This is a genomic window from Sphingobium cupriresistens (assembly GCF_004152865.1).
GTDB lineage: Bacteria > Pseudomonadota > Alphaproteobacteria > Sphingomonadales > Sphingomonadaceae > Sphingobium > Sphingobium cupriresistens.
This window is the reverse complement of the sequence record NZ_SEOO01000008.1, coordinates 101,241-125,089: the sequence shown is the minus strand read 5'-3', so window position 1 is coordinate 125,089 and position 23,849 is coordinate 101,241. Positions and strand designations below refer to the sequence as shown.

Here is a 23,849-nt window from a genome sequence, read left to right as displayed (position 1 = left end):
TGGCAGCGCCGCCCGCCAAAAGCTGATCGAGAAGCTCATTCGGTATGGCAGGCTCTTTGCGTCGTGACATAGTGGGACTCCTTGTTACCCATTATGCCCGGCCACACACGGAAATCCTGACAGTCCCCCTTTGGGCTGCCCAAAAGCTGCCTTCCCGCAATCCACCCAACCTCACCACCCATCCCAACGTCATCCCGGCCTTGAGCCGGGATCCCGCTTTTCTTGATCCGCGCGCAATAAGCGGAATGCCGGGTCAAGCCCGGCATGACGGGAGGGGGAATATCGCTCAGATACGCTTCCTCAATCCCGCCCACGCCGCCGCGGCCTTGCCTCCACAATCCCGCGCGCCTGCGCGCAAAAGGGCGCCAAAAAATCATAAAGCTGCCCGGTCAGCCGATTCGTCACCAGCGAATAGAGCATATATTGCCCGCGCTTCTGTTCGCGCACGACGCCGGCCTCTTTCAGCACCGCCAAATGCCGCGAAATGGACGGCATCGCCATCTCGAAATTGTCGGCGATCTCGCCCACGGTCATCGGCTCGACCGCCAGATAGTCCAGGATGCGGCGGCGCGGTTCGGACGCCAGGGCCTTGAAGATCTTGTCCATTCTTATTTAGCTAAATAGGAAAATGACTAAATGCAAGGGCGCGAACCCCTCTAGTCCGAAAGGCCGATTTCCCGGCTTTTGCGCGGGGTTGACACTCCTGCCAACCCTTTCTAGAGGGGCCTCGCCTTGACGGGTGCAGCCGCAAGCGCCATGCCGAACGCCACGGGCTGACAATGCCTGATGGAGACGATGCATGGCTGCGGATACACCCGGACAGGACCCGGCGGGCGAGGACTCGCGGATCGCTTCCCTTGAGGAGCGGATCTCGCAGGCCGAGCAGGTCGAAAAGGTCAGGCAAGGAGCCACGGTGCAGGCGGCGGACGATGGTTCGCGGTTGGGCAACAGGGTTCTGGCGGAACTGATCGGCGGTCTTGTCGGTGGTGCGTTGATCGGCTGGGTTCTCGACCGGCTGCTTGGCACGACACCCTGGCTTCTGCTCGTCTTCCTCGGTCTTGGGATCGTGGCGGCGTTCAGGAACATCATCAGATTGACGACGACGAAGCCGCCCGAACAATAAGGCAGCTTCGCTCCAAGTCCGAAGACATTAGGCGTTACAGGGGTCAACGTGGCAGAATCCGGCAAGATCGATCCGATGCACCAATTCGCTATCGAACCCCTGTTCGGTACGGATCATTGGTCGCTGGGCGGCTTCAACATCGCCTTCACCAACAGCGCGCTTTATATGGTGCTCGCCGCTGTGGTGCTGTGGATCTTCGTGATCGGCGGGATGAAGCGTGAACTGGTCCCCGGTCGCTGGCAGATGGCGGTCGAATATATGACCGGCTTCATCAAGAACCTGCTGATCTCCAACGTGGGTGAAGGCGGCAAGAAATATATCCCTTACGTCTTCTCGCTGTTCATGTTCATCCTGCTGGCGAACCTGCTGGGCCTGCTGCCGCTGGGCCTGATCGGGATGCATCCCTTCACCTTCACCAGCCACTTCACCGCGACCGGCGTGCTCGCGATCATGAGCTTCTCGATCGTGCTGATCGTCGGCTTCTGGAAGCATGGTCTGCACTTCTTCTCGCTGTTCGTGCCGCACGGCACGCCCCTGGCGATGATCCCGGTCATTTTCCCGATCGAGCTGATCTCGTTCATGGTGCGTCCGTTCAGCCTGGGCCTGCGACTGTTCGTGGCGATGACCGCCGGGCACGTCCTGCTCAAGGTTCTGGCCGGCTTCGTCATCAACAGTTCGAACGCGGGCATCGGCTACGGCCTGACCGTGGGCAGCGCCAGCTTCGTCCTGATGATCGGCATCAGCGCGCTGGAAATGCTGGTCGCGGTCATTCAGGCCTATGTGTTCGCGCTGCTGACCTCGGTCTATCTGAACGATGCCGAGAACCTGCACTAAGATTTCTGTAATTTCGTCAACATTATCATTATTCTAAAGAAGGAGTTTATACCATGGACGCAGAAGCCGCAAAGCTGCTCGGTGCTGGCCTGGCCGCGATCGGTGCGGGCATCGCCGCCCTCGGTGTGGGCAACGTGTTCAGCGCGTTCCTCGAAGGCGCGCTGCGCAATCCGGGCGCTGCTGATGGCCAGCAGGGTCGCCTGTTCATCGGTTTCGCCGCGGCGGAACTTCTGGGTCTGCTGGCGTTCGTTATCGCCATGATCCTGGTGTTCGTGGCCTAACACACGACATTCGGAGCGGGCAGGGCGGCTTCACGCCATGGCCTGCCCGCTCCCCCTATTTGACCGCCCTCTGACCGGACGGACCGTACAATGCCTCAAATCGCGCAAATCGCCGATACCTACTCCAGCCAGATTTTCTGGTTGCTGCTGACCTTCGGCCTCGTCTTCTTCGTCATCGGCCTTGGCATGGTGCCCAAGGTGCAGGGCACGGCGGACGCGCGCGACGCAAAGATCAGTGGCGATCTGGACGCGGCGAAGGCCGCCTTCGCCCGCGCTGATGAAGCGGAAGCGGACTATCGCGTCCGTGACGCCGGCAACCGCGCGGCCGCCCAGGCGACTCTGGCCAAAGCCAAGAGCGACGCCGCCAAGGCGACCGAAGTGAAGCTGGCGGCCGCCGATGCGGTGGTCGCAGACAAGATCGCCGCCGCCGAAGCCCGTATCAAGGGCGCCAGCGAAGCCGCGATGGCAGAAATCGAAACCGTCGCCGCCGATGCGGCGCGCGACATGGTGGCCCGCATCTCCGGCGTGGAAGCGTCGGACGATGCCGCCCGCAATGCAGTAAAGGCGGCACTGGCCCATGGCTGAGGCAGCATCCCATAGCGCATCGGAGGTTCCGCACTTGAACGAGGCGATCCACAGCGAAGGCATGGAGCCTGTCGGCACTGTCGCGCATGAAGGCGTCGTGCCCCATACCGATCCGCAGGCGGTCGGCATGGACGCAACCGCCTGGGTCAGCCTGGCGATGGCGGCCTTCATCGTCATCCTGCTGATCAAGAAAGTGCCTGCCCTGATCGGCGGCGCGCTGGACGGCAGGATCGCCCAGATCAAGGAGCAACTGGCCGAAGCTTCGCGCCTGCGCGCCGAAGCCGAAGCGCTCAAGGGTGAATATGAAGCCAAGCTGGCCGCGGCGGCCGGTGAGGCCGACGCCATGCGCAGGGCGGCGGAGCATGAAGCCGAAGGGCTGATCGCGGATGCCAAGGTCAGCGCGGAGGATCTCGTCGCCCGTCGTCAGAAGATGGCGGAAGACAAGATCGGCGCCGCCGAACGCGCCGCCGTCGCCGGCATCCGGGCGAAGGCCGTGAACGCGGCCACCGCCGCCGCCGCGGTGCTGATCGCCCAGGGCCATGACGCCAAGGCCGACAAGGCGCTGGTCGATAGCGCCATTGGCGGGCTCGGCACCATCAACTGATCGGTTCGATTTAGACGAAAAAGGGGCCGGTGCGCATCGTCGCACCGGCCCCTTTTCGTTCATCCGTCCCAAGCGCTTGGGGCGGACTCAATGCGTGGCAATTTCACCTTGATCGGTTCGGTTCGAGCATAGTCGAAAAACGCGGGCACAGCGTTAAGCGCTTCTCGACACGCCTGAAGAGAACGGAAGAAGAGGGTTCGATTTGAGCGTCCTCATCTTTCAGGCGGGCGGCCGAAGCCGCCGGCCCTGCCTCACGCCGCCAGCGTGGCGCTGTCGATCACGAAGCGATATTTGACGTCGCTTTTCTGCATCCGCGCATAGGCTGTCTCGATATCGTGGATCGCGATCATCTCGATCTCGGACGTAATGCCCTTCTCCGCGCAGAAATCCAGCATCTCCTGCGTTTCGGCGATGCCGCCGATCAGCGACCCGGCGATCGCCCGCCGCTTGAAAATCAGCGCACCGACATTGGGCGACGGGTGGGCATGTTCGGGAACACCCACCAGCGTCAGCGTGCCGTCCCGCTTCAACAGCGCGGTGAACGCATCCAGGTCATGGCTGGCCGCGACCGTGTTCAGGATGAAGTCGAAGCTGCCCGCGTGCGCCGCCATCTCGTCCGCATTGCGCGACACGATCACCTCGTCCGCGCCCAGCGCCAGCGCGTCCTGCCGTTTGGCCTCTGACGTAGTGAAAGCGACGACATGCGCGCCCAGCGCGTGCGCCAGCTTTACGCCCATATGGCCCAGCCCGCCGATGCCGACGATGCCCACCTTCATGCCCGGCCCGACCTTCCAATGGCGCAGCGGCGACCAGGTGGTGATGCCTGCGCACAGCAGCGGCGCAACGGCCGCCAACTGGTCCTCCGCATGACTGATCTTCAGGACGAAATCATCCTTCACGACGATGCTCTGCGAATAGCCGCCCAGCGTATGGCCCGGCGCATCGTCAGTCGCGCCATTATAGGTGCCTACGAAACCCGTCTCGCAATATTGCTCCAGCCCTTCGTCGCATGACGCGCAGGACTGGCAACTATCGACCATGCACCCAACGCCGACCGTGTCGCCGACCTTGAACTTGGCGACATGATCGCCGACGGCGGTCACATGGCCGACGATTTCATGGCCGGGAACGCAGGGATACAGCGTGCCGTCCCATTCGGACCGGACCTGGTGCAGGTCGGAATGGCACACGCCGCAATAGGCGATGGCGATCTGGACGTCATGGGCGCCGACTGGGCGGCGCTCGATGGTGATGGCTTCCAACGGCTTGTCGGCCGCATAAGCGCCATAGGCTTTTACGCTCATTGGGTGGTCCCTCTGATGCTGATGATTGTTGATGGGGGGAATGGCCGCATCTTTTTGTACGGTACGGTATAGATAGGCGCTGGACGCGGCGCATCAACCCCGGCCATTGCCAAAGAAGCCGCGCACGCTATCTCTGCCCCCATGTCCGGCCCGCAATCCCCCGATCGCTTCAGCGAAGACAAGGCAAGCTTCACCGTCACCGGCAGCCAGCCGGATATCGACATGGGCGTGGAGGCGATCCGCACCACGCTCAAGACGCTGCCGATCCGTCCCGGCGTTTACCGGATGCACGATGCGCGCGGCGACATACTCTATGTGGGGAAGGCGCGGGCGCTCAAGAACCGCGTCGCCAATTACACCCAGGTCGATCGCCTGCCGCGCCGGCTCCAGCGCATGGTGGCCCAGACCCGCAGCATGACCATCGTCACCACCAACAGCGAAGCCGAAGCGCTGCTGCTGGAAGCGCAACTCATCAAGCGCTACCGCCCGCCCTACAATGTCCTGCTGCGCGACGACAAAAGCTTCCCTTTCATCCTGCTGCGGGAGGATCATGCCTTCCCCCGCGTGCAGAAGCATCGCGGCGCGCGCAAATATAAGGGGCGCTATTATGGCCCCTTCGCCAGCGCCGGGTCGGTCACGCGCACCATCAACGCGCTGCAAAAGCTGTTCCTGCTCCGCTCCTGCACCGACAGCTTTTTCGCCAACCGCTCGCGCCCCTGCCTCCTCTATCAAATCAAGCGCTGCTCGGCCCCCTGCGTCGACCGGATCGACGCGGCAGGCTATGCCGAACTGGTCAATGACGCGCAGGATTTCCTGGGCGGCAAATCGACCGCGGTGCAAAAGAAGCTGGGCGTCGCGATGGAGCAGGCGGCAGAATCGCTGGATTTCGAGCAGGCGGCGGTCATCCGCGACCGGCTGAAGGCGCTGACCTTCATTCAAGGGTCGCAGGCGATCAATGCCGAAGGGCTGGGCGATGCCGACATCTTCGCGCTGGCGGCAAAGGGCGGGGCGATGTGCATCCAGGCTTTCTTCATTCGCGGCGGCCAGAATTGGGGCCATCGCAGCTTCTTTCCCGTCCACACGACCGACGTGGCGGAGGATGAGGTGCTGGAAAGCTTCATGGCGCAATTTTACGAGGAGGTGCCGCCGCCCCGCCTGATCCTGGCCGATCGCCAGCCCGCCGAATGCGAATTGATGGCGCTGGCATTGAGCGAACGGGCCGGGGGCAAGGTCCGCATCGAAGTGCCCCAGCGCGGCGACCGCACCCGCCTCATCAAACAGGCGCAACGCAACGCGGTCGAGGCGCTGGACCGGCGGCTGGCGGAAACCACCAGCCAGGGCAAGATCCTCGACGAACTGGTCGAAGCCTTCGGGCTGGAGGGCGTGCCAGACCGGATCGAGATTTACGACAACAGCCACATTCAGGGCGCTCACGCTCTTGGGGCGATGGTCGTCGCGGGGCCGGAAGGCTTCCGCAAAAACGCCTATCGCAAGTTCAACATGAAGAATCCCGAAATCTCGAACGATGATTTCGCGATGATGCGCGACATGTTCGAACGACGCTTCGGGCGCGCGCAAAAGGAAGACCCGGATCGCGACAGCGGCGAATGGCCCGACCTCGTGCTGATCGACGGCGGTAAGGGGCAGCTATCGGCCGCCCGCGCGATGCTGGAGGAAATGGGCATAGAGGATGTCACCATGATCGGCGTCGCCAAGGGGCCGCATCATGGCCGCGACGGGCGCGAAATCTTCCACATGCTCGACGGGCGCGAAATCAATTTCCCCGTCAACCATCCCGTCCTCTTCTACCTGCAAAGGCTTCGCGATGAAGCGCATCGCTTCGCCATCGGCGCGCATCGCGCCAAGCGCAGCAAAGCGATCACCGTGTCGTCGCTGGACGAAGTGCCCGGCATCGGTCCCGCGCGCAAGAAGGCCCTGCTGATGCATTTCGGCACCGCCCGCGCGGTCCGCGACGCCGCGCTGGACGATTTGGCGAGAGCGCCCGGCGTGTCGAAGGCGGTCGCGCAACAGGTCTATGATTATTTTCATGGATGATGGGGCGAAAAGCGGGAGAGGGCTAAGATTAGCGGGAGCAAATGGTCGTTTGCAGTAACGCCGCTCCTTTCATGCGGGCCTGACCCGGCATCCCGCTGCCTGCCCCATGTGCACCCAAACACCCCTTCCACCAATGTAGGATTTTCTCTGATCTACCATGGTGGATGATCCACACGCTCCGCCGCCTGACTCCCCGCAGCCCGCACCAAAAATCCCGTGACCCACCCGGCGCGGCAGGCTTGCGTCACTATGACCTACATGGCGCGCCGGCGACGCGCGCCAAACAGCTGACCGGGGCTTTCTCGGTACGATCAGCCCCATTTCCCCGCGCTTTTCCATATCCAGCAACGGTGTGAACTTCGGCACCATGACCGCGTTGTGACCCTGCAAAGGCGGCCTGCATCGCCTTCCCCCACCCGAATCACCCCGGAGCCGATCATGAAAAGCATCAACCCCGCCACCGGAGAAGAGATCGCCACTCACGAACAATTCACCGAAGCGCAGATCGACGCCGCGCTCGACCAAGCGACCGCGACCTTCGCGACATGGCGGACCACCCCCATCTCGGATCGCACCGCGCTCCTCACCGCCTTGGCCGACGCCTATCACGATAACCGCGATCGCCTCGCCCGCATGGCGACTCTGGAAATGGGCAAGACGCTGAAATCAGCGCTGGCGGAGGTCGACAAATGCGTCGCCGCCTTCCGCCATTACGCGCAAGCCGGCCCGGCCATGCTGGAGGGCGGCAGCATCCCGCTCGCCGCCGGGGGGAAAGCCGATTATGTCTGGCTGCCGATCGGTCCGGTGCTGGCGGTGATGCCGTGGAATTTCCCCTATTGGCAGGTCGCCCGCTTCCTTGCCCCTTGCATCCTCGCCGGCAATGTCGGACTGCTCAAACATGCCAGCAATGTGCAGGGCGTCGCCGCGCTGATGCAGGAGATGATGGGCGTGGCCGGCGCGCCCGATGGTTTGTTCCAGAACCTGCCGATCCGCTCGGACGCGGTGGCGGCGATCATAGCCGACGATCGCGTCGCCGCCGTCACCCTGACCGGCAGCGAGGGCGCGGGTCGCGCCGTGGCGGAACAGGCGGGCAGGGCGCTCAAGAAGGTGGTGCTGGAACTGGGCGGTGCGGACCCGTTCATCGTCATGCCCTCGGCCGATCTCGACGCGGCGGTCAAGCAGGCGGTAATGGCGCGGGTCCAGAATAGCGGCCAGTCCTGCATCTGCGGCAAGCGGATGATCGTCCATACCGATATTTATGACGCATTTCTGGACCGCTTCTCGGCCGCGATGGCGGCGGTGAAGGCGGGGGATCCCTTCGATCCGGCGAGCGACATGGGGCCGCTCTCCAGCGAGGAACAGCGCCGCACCGTGCAGGAACAAGTGTGGAAGATGAAGGCGGCGGGCGCGACACTGATCGGTGGCGAAGCGCTGCCCGGTCCCGGCGCCTACATGAATGCCGGTATATTGACCGATGTGCCCACCGACCCCGCGTTGATGGGGGAAGAGATTTTCGGCCCCATCGCCATGCTGTTCCGGGCCGCGGACGTCGACGACGCGATCGCCATCGCCAATGGCATTCCCTTCGGCCTCGGTTCGTCGGTCTGGACGACGGACGCGGCGGAAGAGGCGCGCTTCATCCGCGACATCCAGGCCGGTATGACGGCGGTGAACCAGATGCTGGCCTCCGCCCCCGAAGCCCCTTTCGGCGGCGTCAAGCGCTCGGGCCATGGCCGCGAACTCGGCCCGTTCGGGCTGCACGAATTCATGAATTTGAAGAGCGTCTATCGGAGCGAATGATCGGCGAACCGCTTTCCTACCGCCATGCTTGGACGTACAGACAAGCGTCATGCCCAGCCTCAGCACCACCGCGATCGTTTGCGCCGTGCGCCATCATGGCGAACATGGCGCGATAATACGGCTGCTAACGCCCGATCATGGCCTGCTACCCGGCTATGTCCGTGGCGGTCGGTCGCGGGCTTTGCGCCCGGTGCTGCTTCCCGGCAATATCGTGAAGGCCGATTTCCGCGCCCGGACGGAGGATCAACTGGCCGGCCTGACCGTCGAACTGGCGCAGAGCCGTGCGCCGCTGCTGGCTGAACCGCTGCCGGCCGTGGCGATCGACTGGAGCTGCGCCCTGACCGCCGCGGCGCTGCCGGAAGGTACGCCCTATCCGGCGTTGCATCAGGCGCTCGACGGCGTGCTGGGCGCGGTGGAGGCGGCCCCGGCGGCGCGCGGCTGGGCGGTGGCGCTGGTGCGCTACGAATTGCTGCTGCTGGCCGAACTGGGCTTCGGCCTCGACCTGACGCGCTGCGCCGTGGGCGGGGATACGGACGACCTCGCCTATGTCAGCCCGCGCAGCGCCGCAGCGGTCAGCCGCGCGGCGGCGGTCGGCTATGAAGCCCGGTTGCTGCCGCTGCCCCCCTTCCTGATCGAAGGCGGCATGGGCGACTGGACGCAGCTATTGGACGGGCTGCGCCTCACCGGCTTCTTCCTCGAACGCTCCATCCTGATCGATCGGCGCGCCGACATCCTCGCTGCGCGCGAGAGACTGGTAGACCGGCTGAAAAGGGCGGTTGCGTGAAACCTTCTGTCTCCATAAGGGCCAGCCACGCAATATCAGCCACGCAATATAAGGAGTCTCGCCATGTTGATCGCCCTGTTTCCCGGAGACGGCATCGGTCCAGAAATCGTCGCGCAAGCCGTGCGTGTGCTCGATGCGCTGGCGATCGACGGCCTGACCTATGAAGACGGGCTGGTCGGCGGCGCGGCCTATAAGGCGGTCGGCCATCCGCTGCCGCCCGAAACGCTGGACCTGGCCAAGCGCGCAGACGCCATATTGTTCGGCGCGGTCGGCGATCCCGACTGCGATGCGCTGGAACGGCGCCTGCGCCCCGAACAGGCGATATTGGGCCTGCGCAAGGAATTGGGCCTCTTCTCCAACCTGCGCCCGGCCAAGGTTTTCCCCGAACTGGCCGACGAATCCGCGCTGCGCCCCGAAGTCGCCAGCGCCATCGACCTGCTGATCGTCCGCGAAACCAATGGCGATGTCTATTTCGGCGAAAAGGGCTTCCGCACCACCGCCGACGGCCTGCGCGAAGGCTATGACGTCATGTCGTACAACGAAGCCGAAGTGCGCCGTATCGCCCATGCCGGTTTTCAGGCCGCGCGCGCGCGTCGTGGCAAGCTCTGCTCGGTAGACAAGGCCAATGTGCTGGAAACCAGCCAGCTCTGGCGCGACGTGGTGATCGCCGTGTCGGCCGACTATCCCGACGTGGCGCTCAGCCACATGTATGTGGACAATGCCGCGATGCAGTTGGTCCGCAACCCCGGCCAGTTCGACGTCATCGTCACCGGCAACCTGTTCGGCGACATTCTTTCCGATCAGGCGAGCATGTGCGTCGGCTCCATCGGGATGCTGGCTTCGGCCACGCTGAACGGCAGCGGCCAGGGCCTTTACGAGCCGATCCATGGCTCCGCCCCCGACATTGCCGGCACGGGCAAGGCCAATCCGCTCGCGACGATCCTGTCGGCGGCGATGATGTTGCGCTATTCGCTGAACCTGCCCGAACAGGCCGATCGGATCGAAGCCGCTGTGGCCAAGGCGCTGGCCGACGGCGCGCGCTCGCCCGATCTGGGCGGGACCATGTCGACCGTGGAGATGGGCGACGCGGTTCTGGCTGTGCTCTGACCGCTCGGTTCGTCGCATAGCCGGGAAATTTCCTTAACTTTTGCGTCCTTCGACCGATCTAATGGGAAAACGGGGACGCACTATGTTGATGCAATTGACACGGGACCATGATGCCCTGCGGGGCATGATGGGGGAATTTGCGCATATCATGCGCACCCGCGGGCCGGAGGCGCTGCCGGACATCGCCCGCCGGCGCATCGCCTTTTCGCAACTGTTCCGCGACCATATGGGCCGGGAAGATGCGCTGGTGGTGGCGCTGCGCAGCGGGTCGACGGCGGCGCAGGCGGACTCTGTCATGCGCGATCACAGCCGCGCGATGGTCGCCCTGTTCCTGCGCTACAGCGATCATATCAAGGACTGGACCCCGGCGCAGATCACCCAGGACTGGCACGGCTATCGCGACGCCGTGCTGGAACTGCAACAGGGCCTGCTGGACCGGATGACATGGGAGGAGCGGCATCTTCACCCGCTGATGGTGGACGCGCCGCGCCGCGCCGCCTGACGGGCTTGGTTTGACCGGACAGGCTGGCCGGACTGGTCGGGCAGGGCCACTTACAGGGCCAATTGCGCACTATCGGTTCTGTCCTACACTCTGCATAGCCATTAGGGGCGACGGGATGAACGATTTCTCCCTGTCCAGCCTCCGCGCCGCCGCCGACATGGTCCATGCCCAGGTTCCGCCGACCCCGCAATATGCCTGGCCGCTGTTGGGCCAGCGGGCCGGCTGCGACCTGTGGGTCAAGCATGAGAATCACACGCCCACCGGCGCGTTCAAGGCGCGGGGCGCGATCACCTATATCGACTGGCTGCGGCGCACCCATCCGGAGGTGAAGGGCATCATCACCGCGACCCGCGGCAATCACGGCCAGGCGCAGGTGCGCGCCGCGACCGCCGCCGGTATCGCCGCCACCATCGTCGTGCCCCATGGCAATGCCCTTGAAAAGAATGCGGCGATGCGCGCATTCGGCGCGACATTGATCGAACATGGCCATGATTTCGACAGCGCGAAGGCCGAAGCGATCCGCCTGTCGGCGCAGCAGGGCCTATTCATGGTCCCGGCCTATCATGACGAACTGGTGCGCGGCGTTGCCAGCTATGGCCTGGAACTATTCGATGCGGTGCCCGACCTTGATACCGTCTATGTCCCGGTCGGCTGCGGATCCGGCCTGTGCGGCACGATCGCCGCGCGCGATGCGCTGGGCCTGAAGACCAAGGTGGTCGGCGTCGTGTCCGCCCATGTCGATGCGGCCAAGCGCAGCTTCGAAGCCGGACGATTGGTGTCTAGCCCAACCGCCTACACCTTTGCCGATGGCGTCGCGGTCTGCACCCCGGTCCAGGCGGCGCTCGACTATTTCGGGCCGCGCGCCGATCGCTTCGTGGGCGTCACCGATGATGAGGTGGCGCAGGCGATCCGCATCTACTGGCAGGATACGCATAACCTCGCCGAAGGGGCAGGCGCCGTTGCTCTGGCCGCGCTTTTGCAGGAAAAGGACCGAATGCGCGGCAAGAAGGTTGCGGTTATCCTGTCGGGCGGTAATGGCGACATGAGCCAGATGGCCGAGATATTGGGCGGCGCCACGCCGCAAGTGAATCAGGACATGCGGAAAGCGATATGAAGCGCAAGAGCGGACAAAATCCCGACATCACCAAGAGCTGGAAACCCGCGACGCTCGCGATCCGGGGCGGCACGGCGCGCAGCGAATATGGCGAGACCTCCGAAGCCCTGTTCCTGACCAGCGGCTATAGCTACGACCGGGCGGAGGACGCGGCCGCGCGCTTCGCTGGTGAACAGCAAGGCATGACCTATTCGCGGCTCCAGAACCCGACGGTGGAGATGCTGGAACAGCGCATCGCCCTGCTCGAAGGGGCGCAGGCCTGCCGCGCCACCGCCACCGGCATGGCTGCAATGACTGCCGCGCTGCTGTGCCAGCTGTCGGCGGGCGATCATGTCGTGGGCGCCAAGGCGGCCTTCGGCTCGTGCCGCTGGCTGACCGACACGCTGTTGCCCAAATTCGGGATCGAAACGACCACGATCGATGGCAGCGACACCGCAGCCTGGCAAGCGGCGATCCGGCCCAATACCAAGGTCTTCTTCTTTGAAACACCCGCCAACCCGACGATGGACATCGTCGATCTCGCGGCGGTCTGCGCCATCGCCAGGGCGCATGGCATCACCAGTGTTGTGGACAATGCTTTCGCCACGCCCGCCTTGCAGCGGCCAATGGACTTCGGCGCGGACGTCGTGGCCTATAGCGCGACCAAGATGATGGACGGGCAGGGCCGCGTCCTGGCCGGCGCCATTTGCGGCACGCGCGACTGGATCGACAATGTCCTGCTGCCCTTCCACCGCAACACCGGCCCCACACTCGCCGCCTTCAACGCCTGGGTGGTGCTCAAGGGGCTGGAAACGCTCGACCTGCGCATCCGCCGCCAGAGCGAAAATGCGCTGAAGGTAGCCGCCTTCCTCGAAGGGCGCGTCGCCAAGGTGCTCTATCCCGGCCTGCAAAGCCATCCCCAGCACGCGCTCGCCATGAGTCAGATGGCCATGGCCGGCCCGATCTTCTCGCTCTATGTCGGTGGTGGCCGGGCGGAGGCGCACGGCCTGCTCAACGGCCTGGAACTGGTCGACATCAGCAACAATATCGGCGATTCGCGTTCGTTGATGACCCACCCTGCCTCGACCACCCATTTCGGCATGGCGGAAGCGGCGCGGCTGGAAGTAGGCATCACCGAAGACATGCTGCGCCTCAACGTCGGTCTGGAGGATGCGGACGATGTCATCGCCGACCTCGATCAGGCGCTGCGTTCGATAGGGCGTTGACGAATGAGGGGGTTAGGGCGCATTTCTGAGACGTGAACGCGCTCTTCCCCTTCCACGCCACCACGCGGGACATCATCGTCCATGTCGCGGTCACCTTCCTGCCCGAACAGTCGGAGCCGGACCGGGGCCGCTGGTTCTGGGCCTATCATATCCGCATCGAAAATCAGGGTGACCAGCCGGTGCAGCTCCTGACCCGCCATTGGATCATCACTGATGGCCGCGGGGTCCAGCATATGGTCGATGGCGATGGCGTCGTGGGGGAGCAACCCGTGGTGCAGCCGGGGAAAAGCTATGACTATGTATCGGGTTGCCCTCTCAATACGCCGACCGGATCGATGAAGGGCAGCTATCGGATGATCGGCGTTGGCGGTGAGACGTTCGATGTGGCGATCCCCCATTTCGCCCTGATCGCCCCGGCGGTGGCCGAATGAAGCGGACCCATTTGCCGCTCAACGGTCTGCGCGTGCTGGACGCGGCCGCGCGGCACCTATCCTTCACCCGTGCCGCGGACGAACTGGCGGTGACGCCGGCCGCCGTGGGGCAACAGATTCGCGCGTTGGAGGATATGCTGGGCGTCGTCCTCTTCCGCCGCACGCCCAAGGGGTTGGAATTGACGCCGGAAACGGAGGGCGGCCTTGACGCGCTGCGCGCCGGCTTCCTGGAGTTCGAGGAAGCGGTGCGGGCGATGCAGGCGGGCCAGTCCAGCCATGCGCTGACCATCGCCGCGCCGCGCGACATCACGGGCAAATGGCTTCAGCCGCGTCTGGCCGCCTATGCCGCCGGCCAGTCCGACCTGACGTTCCAGCTGATCGCTGCGGACGAGGCGCTCGATTTCACCGAAGCCAATCTGGACATCGCGATCCGCCTGGCCGACGGCGCGGGCGAGCATGAAGGCGTCAAGATCGGCGAAGCCGCCTATGTCACGGTCGAGGCGGCGGCGGGTGGCCCCGATCATCGCATCGATTGGCCAGGTTGCCCGGCGGGCGACAAGCCCGCGATCATTCGCGTTGCCGATGGAGGGCTGGCGATCGAGGCGGCGGCCAGCGGCTTTGGCCGTGCGCGCGTGCCGCTGCTGCTGGCGCAGGCTGATCTGGCGGCGGGCCGGGTGCGGCAGGTGGGCGATACGACCCCGACGCTGCTCGCTTATTGGCTGATCGCGCCGTTGCCGCAATGGCGGCAGAAGAAGGTCAAGGCGCTGGTCGAGGCGCTGACGGGGTAAGGGCTGTCGTCGGCCATTTTCAGCCACTCACTATGGTTGTCCCAGCGAAGGCCGGGATCTCACTTTTCCGGGTTTAAGAAAGTCGGCGAATAAGACGTGGTCGTCATCAACGCCCATCTGCCGCCGCCAGATTCATCGCCCGCGTCATCAGCGCCACGAACTTTCCTTCATCCACCCGCGCCGTCGGGTTGTTCCAACTGCCGCTGACGGCATACCAAGCGCCGTTCGGTGCCTGGCCCAGCATGTTCATCGCCATCACGCCGGGTTCGCTGCCGCCCTTATAGCCCAGATAGCGCCAGCGTTTCGCATCGGCGGGCGCGATGCCGGGGTTGACGGCCAGGATCGGCAGCGCGTCGCCGCCATGCAGGCGCAGCCAGTCGAGCAGGCCGATCATGTCCCTTGATGATGCGAACCATTCGATGCTGTCGATCGCCGTGGGTATTTCGGCCACGCTGCCCACATCCACCTTGTCGGCGGTCAGGCGGCGAGCCGCATCGTGCAGCAGCCCGCGACGGTCAGCGAGCGATCCCGTTGCGTAACGGTGGCGCAGGTCGGCATTGACGGGCATTTTGAGCGCGAAGGCTTCGGCGGTGCTGAGTATAGGCAGCGCTTTGGCCGCCTCTGAATGGCCGGTCGTGGCCAGCATGGCGTCTACCCGATCCCGCCCCAGCGCGCGAAGCAGCGTATCGCTCGCGCTATTGTCGCTTTCGGCGATCATCGCCGTGGCCAAGCTGTGCAGCGTCATCGGCGCACGGTCGGGCCAGTTCATCAGCCGCCCGGAAAAGCTTTTCGGGCCTAGAGGAATGACATCGCTCCACCGTCGCTCGCGCGCCGCCGCCGCGCGCGCCAGTTCGGCGAGGATATACAGCTTGAAGCTGGAGCCGGTCGCCATCTGCGCGTCGGCGCGATGGACATGCAGCCATTGCGGACCGGAGTCGGTCAGTTGCGCGATCGCGACGGCGGTGGCGCCGGGCAAGGCGGCGACGTCGGCCATGACCTTGTCCAGGCTGTCATTGGCGGTGCGGGCGCCCACGATATGCAGGCCGACGACCAGATGGGGCGTTTGCGGCGCGACCACCAGGGTAAAGCCTACAGTGGCGCGTTCATAGCGGATTTCGACCTGCCCGGCAGTGGCGCTGTCGGTCCGCACCGCGCCGAGCGAAAGCGGTTCGCCATGCTGGGCGCGCAGGTCGGCGGCGATGGCGCGCCAGCGATCCACCGGCACGGCGTCGAGAAAGAGGGTAGAGAAATAGGCCTCCTCGCCGCCGGGCGCGCTGAGGATGCGGAGCAGTTGTACCGCACGGGCCTGATAGGCGGGGGAGGGGGCAGCACGGGAAGGGGAAGGAAATACGGCCATGACGAATAGGGATAGCAGGACAAGGAGCCTGGCACAGCGGACTCCTGCGAAAGCGGCAGCACGCTTCTGACGGACCATAGCCCTATTCAAGCGTCGATCGCTTCCTCGTCCACCGCCGCGGCATTTTCCTGGATGAAGGCGAAGCGATGCGCGGGGTTGGTGCCCATCAGCCGGTCGACCAGATCGCGCACCTGCTGCCGATCCTCGATATCGTCGGGCAGGGTGATGCGGATCAGCATCCGGGTCTTGGGGTCCATGGTGGTTTCGCGCAATTGCATGGGGTTCATTTCGCCCAGCCCCTTGAAGCGGCTGACTTCTACCTTCTTGCCCTTGAACTCCTTCGCCATCAGCTGTTCGCGATGGGCGTCGTCCTTGGCGTAGAGGCTCTTGCCGCCCGCCACGAGCCGATAGAGCGGCGGCTGGGCGAGATAGAGATGCCCGCGCCGCACCAGTTCGGGCATTTCCTGAAAGAAGAAGGTCATCAGAAGCGTCGCGATATGCGCGCCGTCCACATCGGCGTCGGTCATGATGACGATGCGTTCGTAGCGCAGATGATCCGGGTTGCAATCCTTGCGCGTGCCGCAGCCCAGCGCCAGGATCATGTCGGCAATTTCCTGATTGGCCAGGATCTTGGCGTTATTGGCGGACGCGACGTTCAATATCTTGCCGCGCAGGGGCAGGATCGCCTGGGTCTTGCGGTCGCGCGCTTGCTTGGCCGAACCACCGGCCGAATCGCCCTCGACCAGAAAGATTTCAGCACCTTCCGGGTCGTCGTTCGAACAATCCGTCAGCTTTCCGGGCAAGCGCAGTTTGCGGCTGTTGGTCGCGGTCTTGCGCTTGACCTCCTTCTCCTGCTTGCGCTTGAGGCGCTCATCCATCCGGTCGAGCACATAGGCGAGCAGCGCCTTGCCCCGATCCATATGGTCGGTCAGATAATGGTCGAAATGGTCGCGCACCGCATTTTCCACCAGTCGCGCGGCGTCGGGGCTGGTCAGTCGATCCTTGGTCTGGCTCTGAAACTGCGGATCGCGGATGAAGACGGACAGCATGATTTCCGATGACGTCATGATGTCGTCGGCGGTGATGTCCTTGCCCTTCTTCTGCCCGATCAGTTCGGCAAAGGCGCGGATGCCCTTGACCAGAGCGGTGCGCAGGCCCGCTTCATGGGTGCCGCCATCGGGGGTCGGGATGGTGTTGCAATACCAGCTATAGCTGCCATCGGACCACAGCGGCCAGGCGACCGCCCATTCGACCCGGCCAGCCGTGCCGGGAAAATCCTGATTGCCCGAAAAAAAGACGCTGGTCGCGCAATCGCGGCCGCCCACCTGTTCCTTCAGATGATCGGCCAGGCCGCCGGGAAACTGGAACACCGCCTCCGCTGGCGTATCGTCGTTGATCAGTTCGGGCGCGCATTTCCAGCGGATTTCGACGCCCGCGAACAGATAGGCCTTGGACCGCGCCAGGCGATGCAGACGGGCGGGCTTGAACTTCTGCTCGCCGAAAATCTCGGTGTCGGGGACGAAGCTGACCAACGTGCCGCGCCGGTTGGGCGCCGCACCGACTTTTTCCAGCGTCGTGACGGGCAGGCCTTGCGCAAATTTCTGGCGAAACAGTTCCTTGCTGCGCGCGACTTCGACCACCGTGTCGGTCGACAGTGCATTGACCACGGAAATGCCAACGCCATGGAGGCCGCCTGAGGTGGCATAGGCCTTGCCCTCGAATTTGCCGCCCGAATGGAGTGTGGTCAGGATGACCTCCAGCGCCGACTTGCCGGGAAATTTGGGATGCGCATCCACCGGAATGCCGCGGCCATTGTCGGTAATGGTCAGCTTGTTGCCGGTCTCCAGCGTCACCTCGATCCGGGTGGCGTGACCGGCGACGGCCTCGTCCATACTGTTGTCCAGCACTTCGGACGCCAAGTGATGCAGCGCGCGCTCGTCGGTGCCGCCAATATACATGCCGGGGCGGCGACGGACCGGCTCCAGCCCTTCCAGCACCTCGATCGTGGAAGCATCATATTGCGGGGTGGCGGGGGTGTTGGCGGCGAACAGGTCTTCGGACATGCCGTAAGCTATAAGCGGGCGCGCGGCGGGCGCAAGCGCCGAGCCATGTCCGGGCAGCAACGATATGTCACAAAAGGCAGTGAAACAAAATGGACGGTGGGTTCGTTAGCGGCAGGAAGATGGGTCGAAAACGGCCCGTCCCGCGAGGAGACTATATTCATGAAGATCAAGCATATCGCGCCGCTCGGCGCCACCCTGGCGCTTGTCATGGCGATGCCGGCCGTTGCGCAGGACAGCGCGCCGGTCGATTGGAGCGGCCCTTATGTCGGCGGCTCCTTCGGCTATAATTGGCAGAAAAGCGACCAGGGCGAACATCTGCGTTTCGATACGGACGCCGATGGCGACTATAATGACGTGATCCGCACCACGTCGGGCGCCAACGCCTTTTCGCCGGGCACCTGCGGCGGCGCGGCGCGCGGCCCCACGCCAGGTGCTGGCTGCGACGACGACAAGGATGCGATCGGCTGGATGGGTCATGTCGGCTATGACCGGCAGTTTGGCAGCATCGTCGCGGGCGTGGTCGCCGAAGCGGGCAAAGCCTATGTCAGCGACAGCGTGACCGAATATTCCACGACGCCGGCTTTCTACACCATGACCCGGCGGATCAACTATAACGCCAACCTGCGCGCCCGCCTGGGTTATACGACCCCCGGCGGCATCATGCCTTACATCACCGGCGGCCTTGCCTATGCGAAGGTGAAGAACAGCTTCAGCACCAGCAATGGCGCCAACAGCTTCACCGAAGTCGACCGCAAGGAAGATGCATGGGGCTACACGATGGGCGGCGGTATCGAAGCCAAGGTGTCGGATAATTTCTCGATTGGCGCACGCTATCTGTGGACCCGCTATAATGTCGGCGACTATCGCGTCGATGTCGGCGCGGGCACGGCCCCGGCGACCAATCCCTTCCGCATCACCCCGTCGGGCGGCGCCAGCATGAATCGCGGCGACAAGTTCGACACGCAGAGCGTGATGGTGACGACCAGCTTCCGCTTCTGATTGCAACGAACACGAAAAAGGCCCGGCTTCCAAATGGAAGCCGGGCCTTTTTCGCGTCTGGCGTGACGCTTCAGCGGACCCGCGGGCCGCCAAAGGGGAGCGGCGGGGGCGGACGGCGTGTGCCGCGGGGCAACTGCGCCTGATAGGCGCGGCCACAATGTTCGACGCAATAAGGGAAGCCGGGATTGACCTGCTCGCCGCAGAAATGAAAGTCCGGTTCGCCCGGATGCCCCATCGGCCATTTACAGATCCGCTCGGTCAGGTCGAGCAGCGTCGTCTTGTCCGCAATCTCGGCGCTCGGCTTTGCCGGCACCAGGCGGCGCGGCGGGGCGGGCGGGATCGGCGCCTGCTGGTCGCCCGGACCCTGGCGCAGGAAGCCGCCGGGACCGACCGAAATGATGCGGGGTTGCGGCGGCGGGGGCGGGGCATCGGTGGCGGCTGCGGCGGCGGGAGTCGGCGTCGCAGGGGCCGCCGGCGCAGCGACGGGCGCACGGATGGGCGCCGGAGCCGACACGACCGGCGCGGCGGCGCGCGACGCTTCCACATCCGGGGCGGTCGCGGGTTTCCGCGGCGCAGGGGCGGCAGCCTTCTTGGGCGTCTCATTCGCCTTCACCGGCGAAGGACGGGATTGCAGGCCCAGGCGATGCGCCTTGCCGATCACCGCATTGCGGCTGACCCCGCCGAGTTCATCGGCGATCTGGCTGGCGGTCAGTCCGCGCTCCCACATCCCCTTGAGCTGGTCGATACGCTCGTCGGTCCAGGACAATGAAAAAACTCCTCAAAAATCTTCTATGGCTCCCTATATGGGAAGCCACGCCGCAGGTTCAAATCCTTGGACCTTCCCCCTTGCGGCATAACGGACCAGCCGATAGTCGATCCAACCATGAACGACCAGCCCAAAATTCACGCCGCTCCCGCGGTACAGCCGCCATTCCCCGAACCGGGCGTGCCGCAGATTCGCAACATCAACTGGGCCGGCACCTGGGCGCTCTACGCCAAGGAAGTGCGCCGCTTCCTGAAGGTGCAACTCCAGACCGTCTGGGCGCCGGCGATCACGACGCTGATGTTCCTGGTGATATTCATCGTTGCGCTGGGCGGCAGCGGGCGGACCGTGTTGCTGCGCGGCGAAGCGGTGCCCTTCGCCGACTTCATCGCGCCGGGCCTGATCATCATGGGCATGATTAACGCCTGCTTCGCCAATGCCAGCTTCGCGCTGATGGTGGGCAAGGTGCAGGGCACGTTGGTGGATTATCTGATGCCGCCGATCGGGGTGGGCGAATTGCTGTTCGCGCTGGTCGCATCGTCGGTGACGCGCGCGATGTTCGTCGGCTTCGCCCTGTGGCTGGCCATGGCCTTGTGGCCCGGCGTCCATGTGACGCCCGCGCATATGTGGGCGGTCGCCTGGTTTGGCCTGCTCGGCACCAGCTTCATCGCCTTTCTGGGCGTGTTGACATCGATCTGGGCGGAAAAATTCGATCATGGCGCGGCGATCACCAATTTCGTGATCGGACCGCTGGCGCTGCTGTCGGGCACATTCTACTCAATTGATCGCCTGCCCCCGGTTTTCCAGGCGATCAGCCACGCCAACCCGTTCTTCTACATCATTTCCGGCTTCCGCTACGGCTTCGTCGCGGCAGCCGACACCAATGTCGTGGTGGGCAGCAGCGTGCTGCTGGGCCTGAACCTGATACTGGGTGGATTGTGCTACACGCTGCTCAAGCGCGGCTGGAAGATCAAGGCTTGATCCGCTGCCGCCGCCTCAAATGAAGGCGGCAAAGAGCGGGACGGCGATCCCCATCAGGAACAACGTCGCCGCCGCGATCAGCCAATGATGCGGGCGGGGCTGGCGATGCAGAGAAGGCGGGGCGTTGTGAGGACGCCCCGCCTTCTGCTTATCCACCGACGCGGGAGAGTGCGAGGCCTGCAGCTTCGATCTCGTCTGCGGGATAGATGTTGCGCAGGTCGATGAGCGCGGTGCCGGTCATGGCGGCGGCCAGGCGCTTCAAATCCAGGGCGCGGAAGATGTCCCATTCGGTGACCAGCACGACCGCGTCGGCGGCGTCGGCGGCCTCATAGGCGTCGTTGGCCATGACCACCTTGGGCATCATCGGCGCGGCGACCTCCATGCCTTCGGGATCATAGGCGACGATCTTTGCGCCCGCGTCTTCCAATGCCTGAACGATGGCGAGGCTGGGGGCGTCGCGCATGTCGTCGGTGTTGGGCTTGAAGGTCAGGCCCAGCAGCGCGACCGTCTTGCCACGGGCGTCGCCGCCCATCGCCTTGACGATCTTGCGGCCCATCGCCCGCTTGCGCAGGTCGTTGACCTGCACCACCGTTTCGACGATGCGGATCGGGGCGTCATGGTCCTGGCCGGTCTTGACCAGCGCCAGCGTGTCCTTGGGGAAGCAGGAGCCGCCATAGCCTGGCCCTGCGTGCAGGAATTTGCTGCCGATCCGGTTGTCGAGGCCGATGCCGCGCGACACGTCCTGCACTTCCGCGCCGACCGCCTCGCACAGGTCCGCCATTTCGTTGATGAAGGTGATCTTGGTCGCCAGAAAGGCGTTGGCGGCATATTTGATGAGTTCGGCGGTGCGGCGGCCGGTGAACATCAAGGGCGCCTGGTTGAGGTTGAGCGGACGATAGACCTGGCTCATCACCGCGATCGCGCGTTCCGAACCGGTGGTGCCCACGACGACGCGATCGGGCCGCTTGAAATCGCCGATGGCCGCGCCTTCGCGCAGGAATTCGGGGTTGGACACGACCTGGATGTCAAGGTCGGGCTTCAATTCGCGCGCGATCCGCTCGACTTCGTCGCCGGTGCCCACCGGCACGGTCGATTTGGTCACGATCACCGCAGGCGCATCCAGCGCCGCAACGATTTCCCGCGCCGCAGCATAGACATAGCTCAGGTCCGCATGGCCGTCGCCCCGGCGCGAAGGCGTGCCGACCGCGATGAAGATCGCGTCGGCGCCCTTGACGCCAGCGGCCAGGTCGGTGGTGAAGGTCAGCCGGCCCGACGCCGCATTGTCGCCCACCAGCTTGTCCAGCCCCGGCTCGAAAATCGGCATCCGCCCGGACTCGATCGCCGCGATCTTGCCAGCGTCCTTGTCCACGCATACCACGTCATGACCAAAATCCGCAAAACAGGCCCCTGACACAAGTCCAACATAACCCGTGCCGATCATCGTGATTTTCATGGACTATTCAGCTCCGTAAGACGTGGTGACTATGCGCAGGCTGTATCATAGTGCGCGCACATTACAATTCGCTGCGTTGCAGCGATGAATTTAGCAAGATCGTTCAGGGGCTGGTTACCAATTTCTGCGACAGGCTGGGCGCAGCAGCAGGCGAAGGAATGGATGTGAAAGTAGCGCTGGTGTTCGGGACGCGCCCCGAAGCGATCAAGATGTTCCCGGTGATCCATGCGCTGCGCGCGCAATCCGGGGTGGAGACGCGGGTCATCGTGACCGCGCAGCATCGCGGCCTGCTGGACCAGGTGCTGGACATTGCCGGGATCGTGCCCGACATCGACCTGGACGTCATGGTCCCCAACCAGACGCTGGACGGGCTGACCGCCAGGCTGATCGTCGAACTGGGCCAGGCGTTCGACCTGGAACAGCCTGACCGCATCGTCGTCCATGGCGATACGCTGACCACGATGGTCGCCAGTTTGGCCGCCTATTACCGCAAGATCCCGGTCGCCCATGTCGAGGCCGGCCTGCGCAGCGGCGATATTCATCATCCTTGGCCGGAGGAAGTGAATCGCCGCGTCGTCGCCTGCATCGCCGACATGAACTTCGCGCCCACCCAGGCCGCGGCCGACGCGCTGCTGCACGAAAGCCGGGACGCCGCCAGCATTCATATCACCGGCAACACCGTGATCGACGCGCTGCTCGCCACCCGCGATCGGCTGTTGGCGCAGCCGGGACTGGCCAGCGGCCTGGACGGTCTGGCCGCGCGCTTCGCGGGCAAGCGAATCGTCGCCGTCACCAGCCATAGGCGCGAGAATTTCGGCGGCGGGATGGAAGCGATCGCGCAGTCAATCGCCGATATCGCCGCGCGCGCCGACGTCGCGGTGATCTTCCCCGTTCACCCCAATCCCAATGTCCGCCCGGTGATGGACGCCGTATTGGGCGACCTGCCCAATGTCGCGATGATCGAACCGCTCGACTATCCCCATTTCGTCCGCCTGCTCGACATGTGCCATCTGGTGCTGACCGACAGCGGGGGCGTGCAGGAAGAAGCGCCCTCGCTCGGCAAGCCGGTGCTGGTGATGCGCGAAACGACCGAGCGGCCCGAAGGTATTGAGGCGGGGACGGCCCGGCTGGTGGGCGCCGACCGCGACCGCATCGTGCGCGAGGTGCTGGCGCTGCTGGATGATGACGACGCCTATCAGGCGATGGCGCGGGCGCATAATCCGTTTGGTGACGGCCAGGCGGCGGCGCGAATCGCTGCGGTGATCAGCGCGGGCGCCGCCATGGCGGAATAAAAGGCGACGTCGTGGCGGCTATCTGCTACCGGACGGCATCGCCGCGAAACCTGCCCGCAAGCATTCGCTACGACCGAGAGACAAATCGCGCTCCCGCTTGCCATGCAAGGAGCCTGTCTCATGACCCTGTCGATACACGCCCACTCAATTCTGAGCCTGACGAGGCCGTCCGCATGAGCCGCGCCATTAATTTGAACGCGCCGCTGGACGACGTGACCGCGCTCTGCGCCCGCCACGCCATCGCCATTTCGACCATCGAACCGCTGACGTCGGGCGGCACCCGCGTCGTGCTGCTCAATCCCGATGGCGCCGATCGCATCCGTACTTTGATGAAGACCAAGATCATCACCACGCCGGTCGTCCGCTCGCCCATGCACATGGCGCGCCAGCCTTTGCCGCGCTATCGCTAGAGGTTAGACGGCGG

At 64.4% G+C, this 23,849-nt stretch carries 24 protein-coding genes; 18 read left to right on the top strand and 6 right to left on the bottom strand.

Annotation, left to right across the window (positions count from 1 at the left end):
- Positions 1–300: 300 nt before the first annotated feature.
- Positions 301–606, bottom strand: a complete 306-nt coding sequence (locus tag EWH12_RS07180; RefSeq protein ID WP_129926143.1) for a metalloregulator ArsR/SmtB family transcription factor — start codon at positions 604–606, stop codon at positions 301–303.
- Positions 607–799: 193 nt separating this feature from the next.
- Here EWH12_RS07180 and EWH12_RS07175 point away from each other — a divergent pair, with 193 nt between their 5' ends.
- The 5 genes from EWH12_RS07175 to EWH12_RS07155 all read left to right on the top strand — a co-directional run bounded on the left by EWH12_RS07175 (position 800) and on the right by EWH12_RS07155 (position 3,427).
- Complete coding sequence (locus tag EWH12_RS07175) at positions 800–1,123, top strand: AtpZ/AtpI family protein (protein WP_066601640.1); 324 nt, start codon at positions 800–802, stop codon at positions 1,121–1,123.
- A 75-nt stretch (positions 1,124–1,198) separates the two neighbouring features.
- On the top strand, positions 1,199–1,957 hold the full coding sequence (locus tag EWH12_RS07170) for a F0F1 ATP synthase subunit A (protein WP_479725512.1): 759 nt from the start codon (positions 1,199–1,201) through the stop codon (positions 1,955–1,957).
- A 53-nt stretch (positions 1,958–2,010) separates the two neighbouring features.
- Positions 2,011–2,238, top strand: a complete 228-nt coding sequence (locus tag EWH12_RS07165) for a F0F1 ATP synthase subunit C (protein ID WP_006961951.1) — start codon at positions 2,011–2,013, stop codon at positions 2,236–2,238.
- A 90-nt stretch (positions 2,239–2,328) separates the two neighbouring features.
- Positions 2,329–2,823, top strand: a complete 495-nt coding sequence (locus EWH12_RS07160) for a F0F1 ATP synthase subunit B family protein (protein WP_066601646.1) — start codon at positions 2,329–2,331, stop codon at positions 2,821–2,823.
- Complete coding sequence (locus EWH12_RS07155) at positions 2,816–3,427, top strand: F0F1 ATP synthase subunit B family protein (RefSeq protein WP_066601649.1); 612 nt, start codon at positions 2,816–2,818, stop codon at positions 3,425–3,427. Before EWH12_RS07160 ends, EWH12_RS07155 begins: the two co-directional genes overlap by 8 nt.
- Positions 3,428–3,678: 251 nt before the next feature.
- Here the strand turns inward: EWH12_RS07155 and EWH12_RS07150 are convergent, their stop codons facing one another.
- Positions 3,679–4,731, bottom strand: coding sequence for an NAD(P)-dependent alcohol dehydrogenase (locus EWH12_RS07150; RefSeq protein ID WP_129926141.1), 1,053 nt, complete (start codon positions 4,729–4,731; stop codon positions 3,679–3,681).
- Positions 4,732–4,872: 141 nt separating this feature from the next.
- On the opposite strand from EWH12_RS07150, the gene uvrC reads away from it, so the two are divergent.
- The 9 genes from uvrC (at position 4,873) to EWH12_RS07105 (ending at position 14,517) form a co-directional block, all read left to right on the top strand.
- The gene (gene uvrC, locus EWH12_RS07145; RefSeq protein WP_129926140.1) at positions 4,873–6,786 is read left to right on the top strand and encodes an excinuclease ABC subunit UvrC; all 1,914 of its coding nucleotides are present in this window, start codon (positions 4,873–4,875) and stop codon (positions 6,784–6,786) included.
- 435 nt (positions 6,787–7,221) lie between these two features.
- Entirely contained in the window at positions 7,222–8,586 is a 1,365-nt protein-coding gene (locus tag EWH12_RS07140) for an NAD-dependent succinate-semialdehyde dehydrogenase (RefSeq protein ID WP_129926153.1), read from the top strand.
- Positions 8,587–8,635: 49 nt separating this feature from the next.
- Positions 8,636–9,370, top strand: a complete 735-nt coding sequence (gene recO / locus EWH12_RS07135; protein WP_066601663.1) for a DNA repair protein RecO — start codon at positions 8,636–8,638, stop codon at positions 9,368–9,370.
- 63 nt (positions 9,371–9,433) lie between these two features.
- Positions 9,434–10,477 (top strand): 3-isopropylmalate dehydrogenase, encoded by a 1,044-nt coding sequence (leuB, locus tag EWH12_RS07130; RefSeq protein WP_066601665.1) that lies wholly within the window; start codon positions 9,434–9,436, stop codon positions 10,475–10,477.
- 82 nt (positions 10,478–10,559) lie between these two features.
- Positions 10,560–10,979: a hypothetical protein gene (locus EWH12_RS07125; protein ID WP_066601666.1), complete on the top strand. Its 420-nt coding sequence runs from the start codon at positions 10,560–10,562 to the stop codon at positions 10,977–10,979.
- Positions 10,980–11,094: 115 nt separating this feature from the next.
- Positions 11,095–12,093 (top strand): threonine dehydratase, encoded by a 999-nt coding sequence (locus EWH12_RS07120; RefSeq protein WP_129926139.1) that lies wholly within the window; start codon positions 11,095–11,097, stop codon positions 12,091–12,093.
- Positions 12,090–13,298 carry a trans-sulfuration enzyme family protein gene (locus tag EWH12_RS07115; protein WP_129926138.1) on the top strand — a complete coding sequence of 403 codons (1,209 nt, stop codon included), beginning with the start codon at positions 12,090–12,092 and terminating at the stop codon, positions 13,296–13,298. The genes EWH12_RS07120 and EWH12_RS07115 overlap by 4 nt, the downstream gene beginning before the upstream one ends.
- 32 nt (positions 13,299–13,330) lie before the next feature.
- A complete protein-coding gene (gene apaG / locus EWH12_RS07110) occupies positions 13,331–13,729 on the top strand; it encodes a Co2+/Mg2+ efflux protein ApaG (protein WP_066601670.1) in 399 nt (132 codons plus the stop codon).
- The gene (locus tag EWH12_RS07105; protein WP_066601673.1) at positions 13,726–14,517 is read left to right on the top strand and encodes a LysR family transcriptional regulator; all 792 of its coding nucleotides are present in this window, start codon (positions 13,726–13,728) and stop codon (positions 14,515–14,517) included. The genes apaG and EWH12_RS07105 overlap by 4 nt, the downstream gene beginning before the upstream one ends.
- Positions 14,518–14,623: 106 nt before the next feature.
- On the opposite strand, the gene EWH12_RS07100 is transcribed toward EWH12_RS07105, so the two are convergent.
- Positions 14,624–15,874: a serine hydrolase gene (locus EWH12_RS07100; protein WP_242495971.1), complete on the bottom strand. Its 1,251-nt coding sequence runs from the start codon at positions 15,872–15,874 to the stop codon at positions 14,624–14,626.
- Between the two features lie 86 nt (positions 15,875–15,960).
- Complete coding sequence (gene parE / locus EWH12_RS07095) at positions 15,961–17,937, bottom strand: DNA topoisomerase IV subunit B (RefSeq protein ID WP_129926136.1); 1,977 nt, start codon at positions 17,935–17,937, stop codon at positions 15,961–15,963.
- Between the two features lie 159 nt (positions 17,938–18,096).
- Between parE and EWH12_RS07090 the strand changes: the two genes are divergently transcribed.
- Positions 18,097–18,936: an outer membrane protein gene (locus EWH12_RS07090; protein ID WP_066601679.1), complete on the top strand. Its 840-nt coding sequence runs from the start codon at positions 18,097–18,099 to the stop codon at positions 18,934–18,936.
- Positions 18,937–19,006: 70 nt separating this feature from the next.
- On the opposite strand, the gene EWH12_RS07085 is transcribed toward EWH12_RS07090, so the two are convergent.
- On the bottom strand, positions 19,007–19,702 hold the full coding sequence (locus EWH12_RS07085; protein ID WP_066601682.1) for a GcrA family cell cycle regulator: 696 nt from the start codon (positions 19,700–19,702) through the stop codon (positions 19,007–19,009).
- Positions 19,703–19,819: 117 nt separating this feature from the next.
- Between EWH12_RS07085 and EWH12_RS07080 the strand changes: the two genes are divergently transcribed.
- A complete protein-coding gene (locus EWH12_RS07080) occupies positions 19,820–20,680 on the top strand; it encodes an ABC transporter permease (RefSeq protein WP_066601686.1) in 861 nt (286 codons plus the stop codon).
- Positions 20,681–20,828: 148 nt separating this feature from the next.
- On the opposite strand, the gene EWH12_RS07075 is transcribed toward EWH12_RS07080, so the two are convergent.
- Positions 20,829–22,133, bottom strand: coding sequence for a UDP-glucose dehydrogenase family protein (locus EWH12_RS07075; RefSeq protein WP_129926135.1), 1,305 nt, complete (start codon positions 22,131–22,133; stop codon positions 20,829–20,831).
- A gap of 164 nt (positions 22,134–22,297) precedes the next feature.
- Between EWH12_RS07075 and wecB the strand changes: the two genes are divergently transcribed.
- Both wecB and EWH12_RS07065 read left to right on the top strand, forming a co-directional pair.
- Complete coding sequence (wecB, locus tag EWH12_RS07070; protein WP_129926134.1) at positions 22,298–23,425, top strand: non-hydrolyzing UDP-N-acetylglucosamine 2-epimerase; 1,128 nt, start codon at positions 22,298–22,300, stop codon at positions 23,423–23,425.
- 173 nt (positions 23,426–23,598) lie between these two features.
- Positions 23,599–23,835 carry a hypothetical protein gene (locus EWH12_RS07065; RefSeq protein WP_129926133.1) on the top strand — a complete coding sequence of 79 codons (237 nt, stop codon included), beginning with the start codon at positions 23,599–23,601 and terminating at the stop codon, positions 23,833–23,835.
- Positions 23,836–23,849 lie beyond the last annotated feature (14 nt).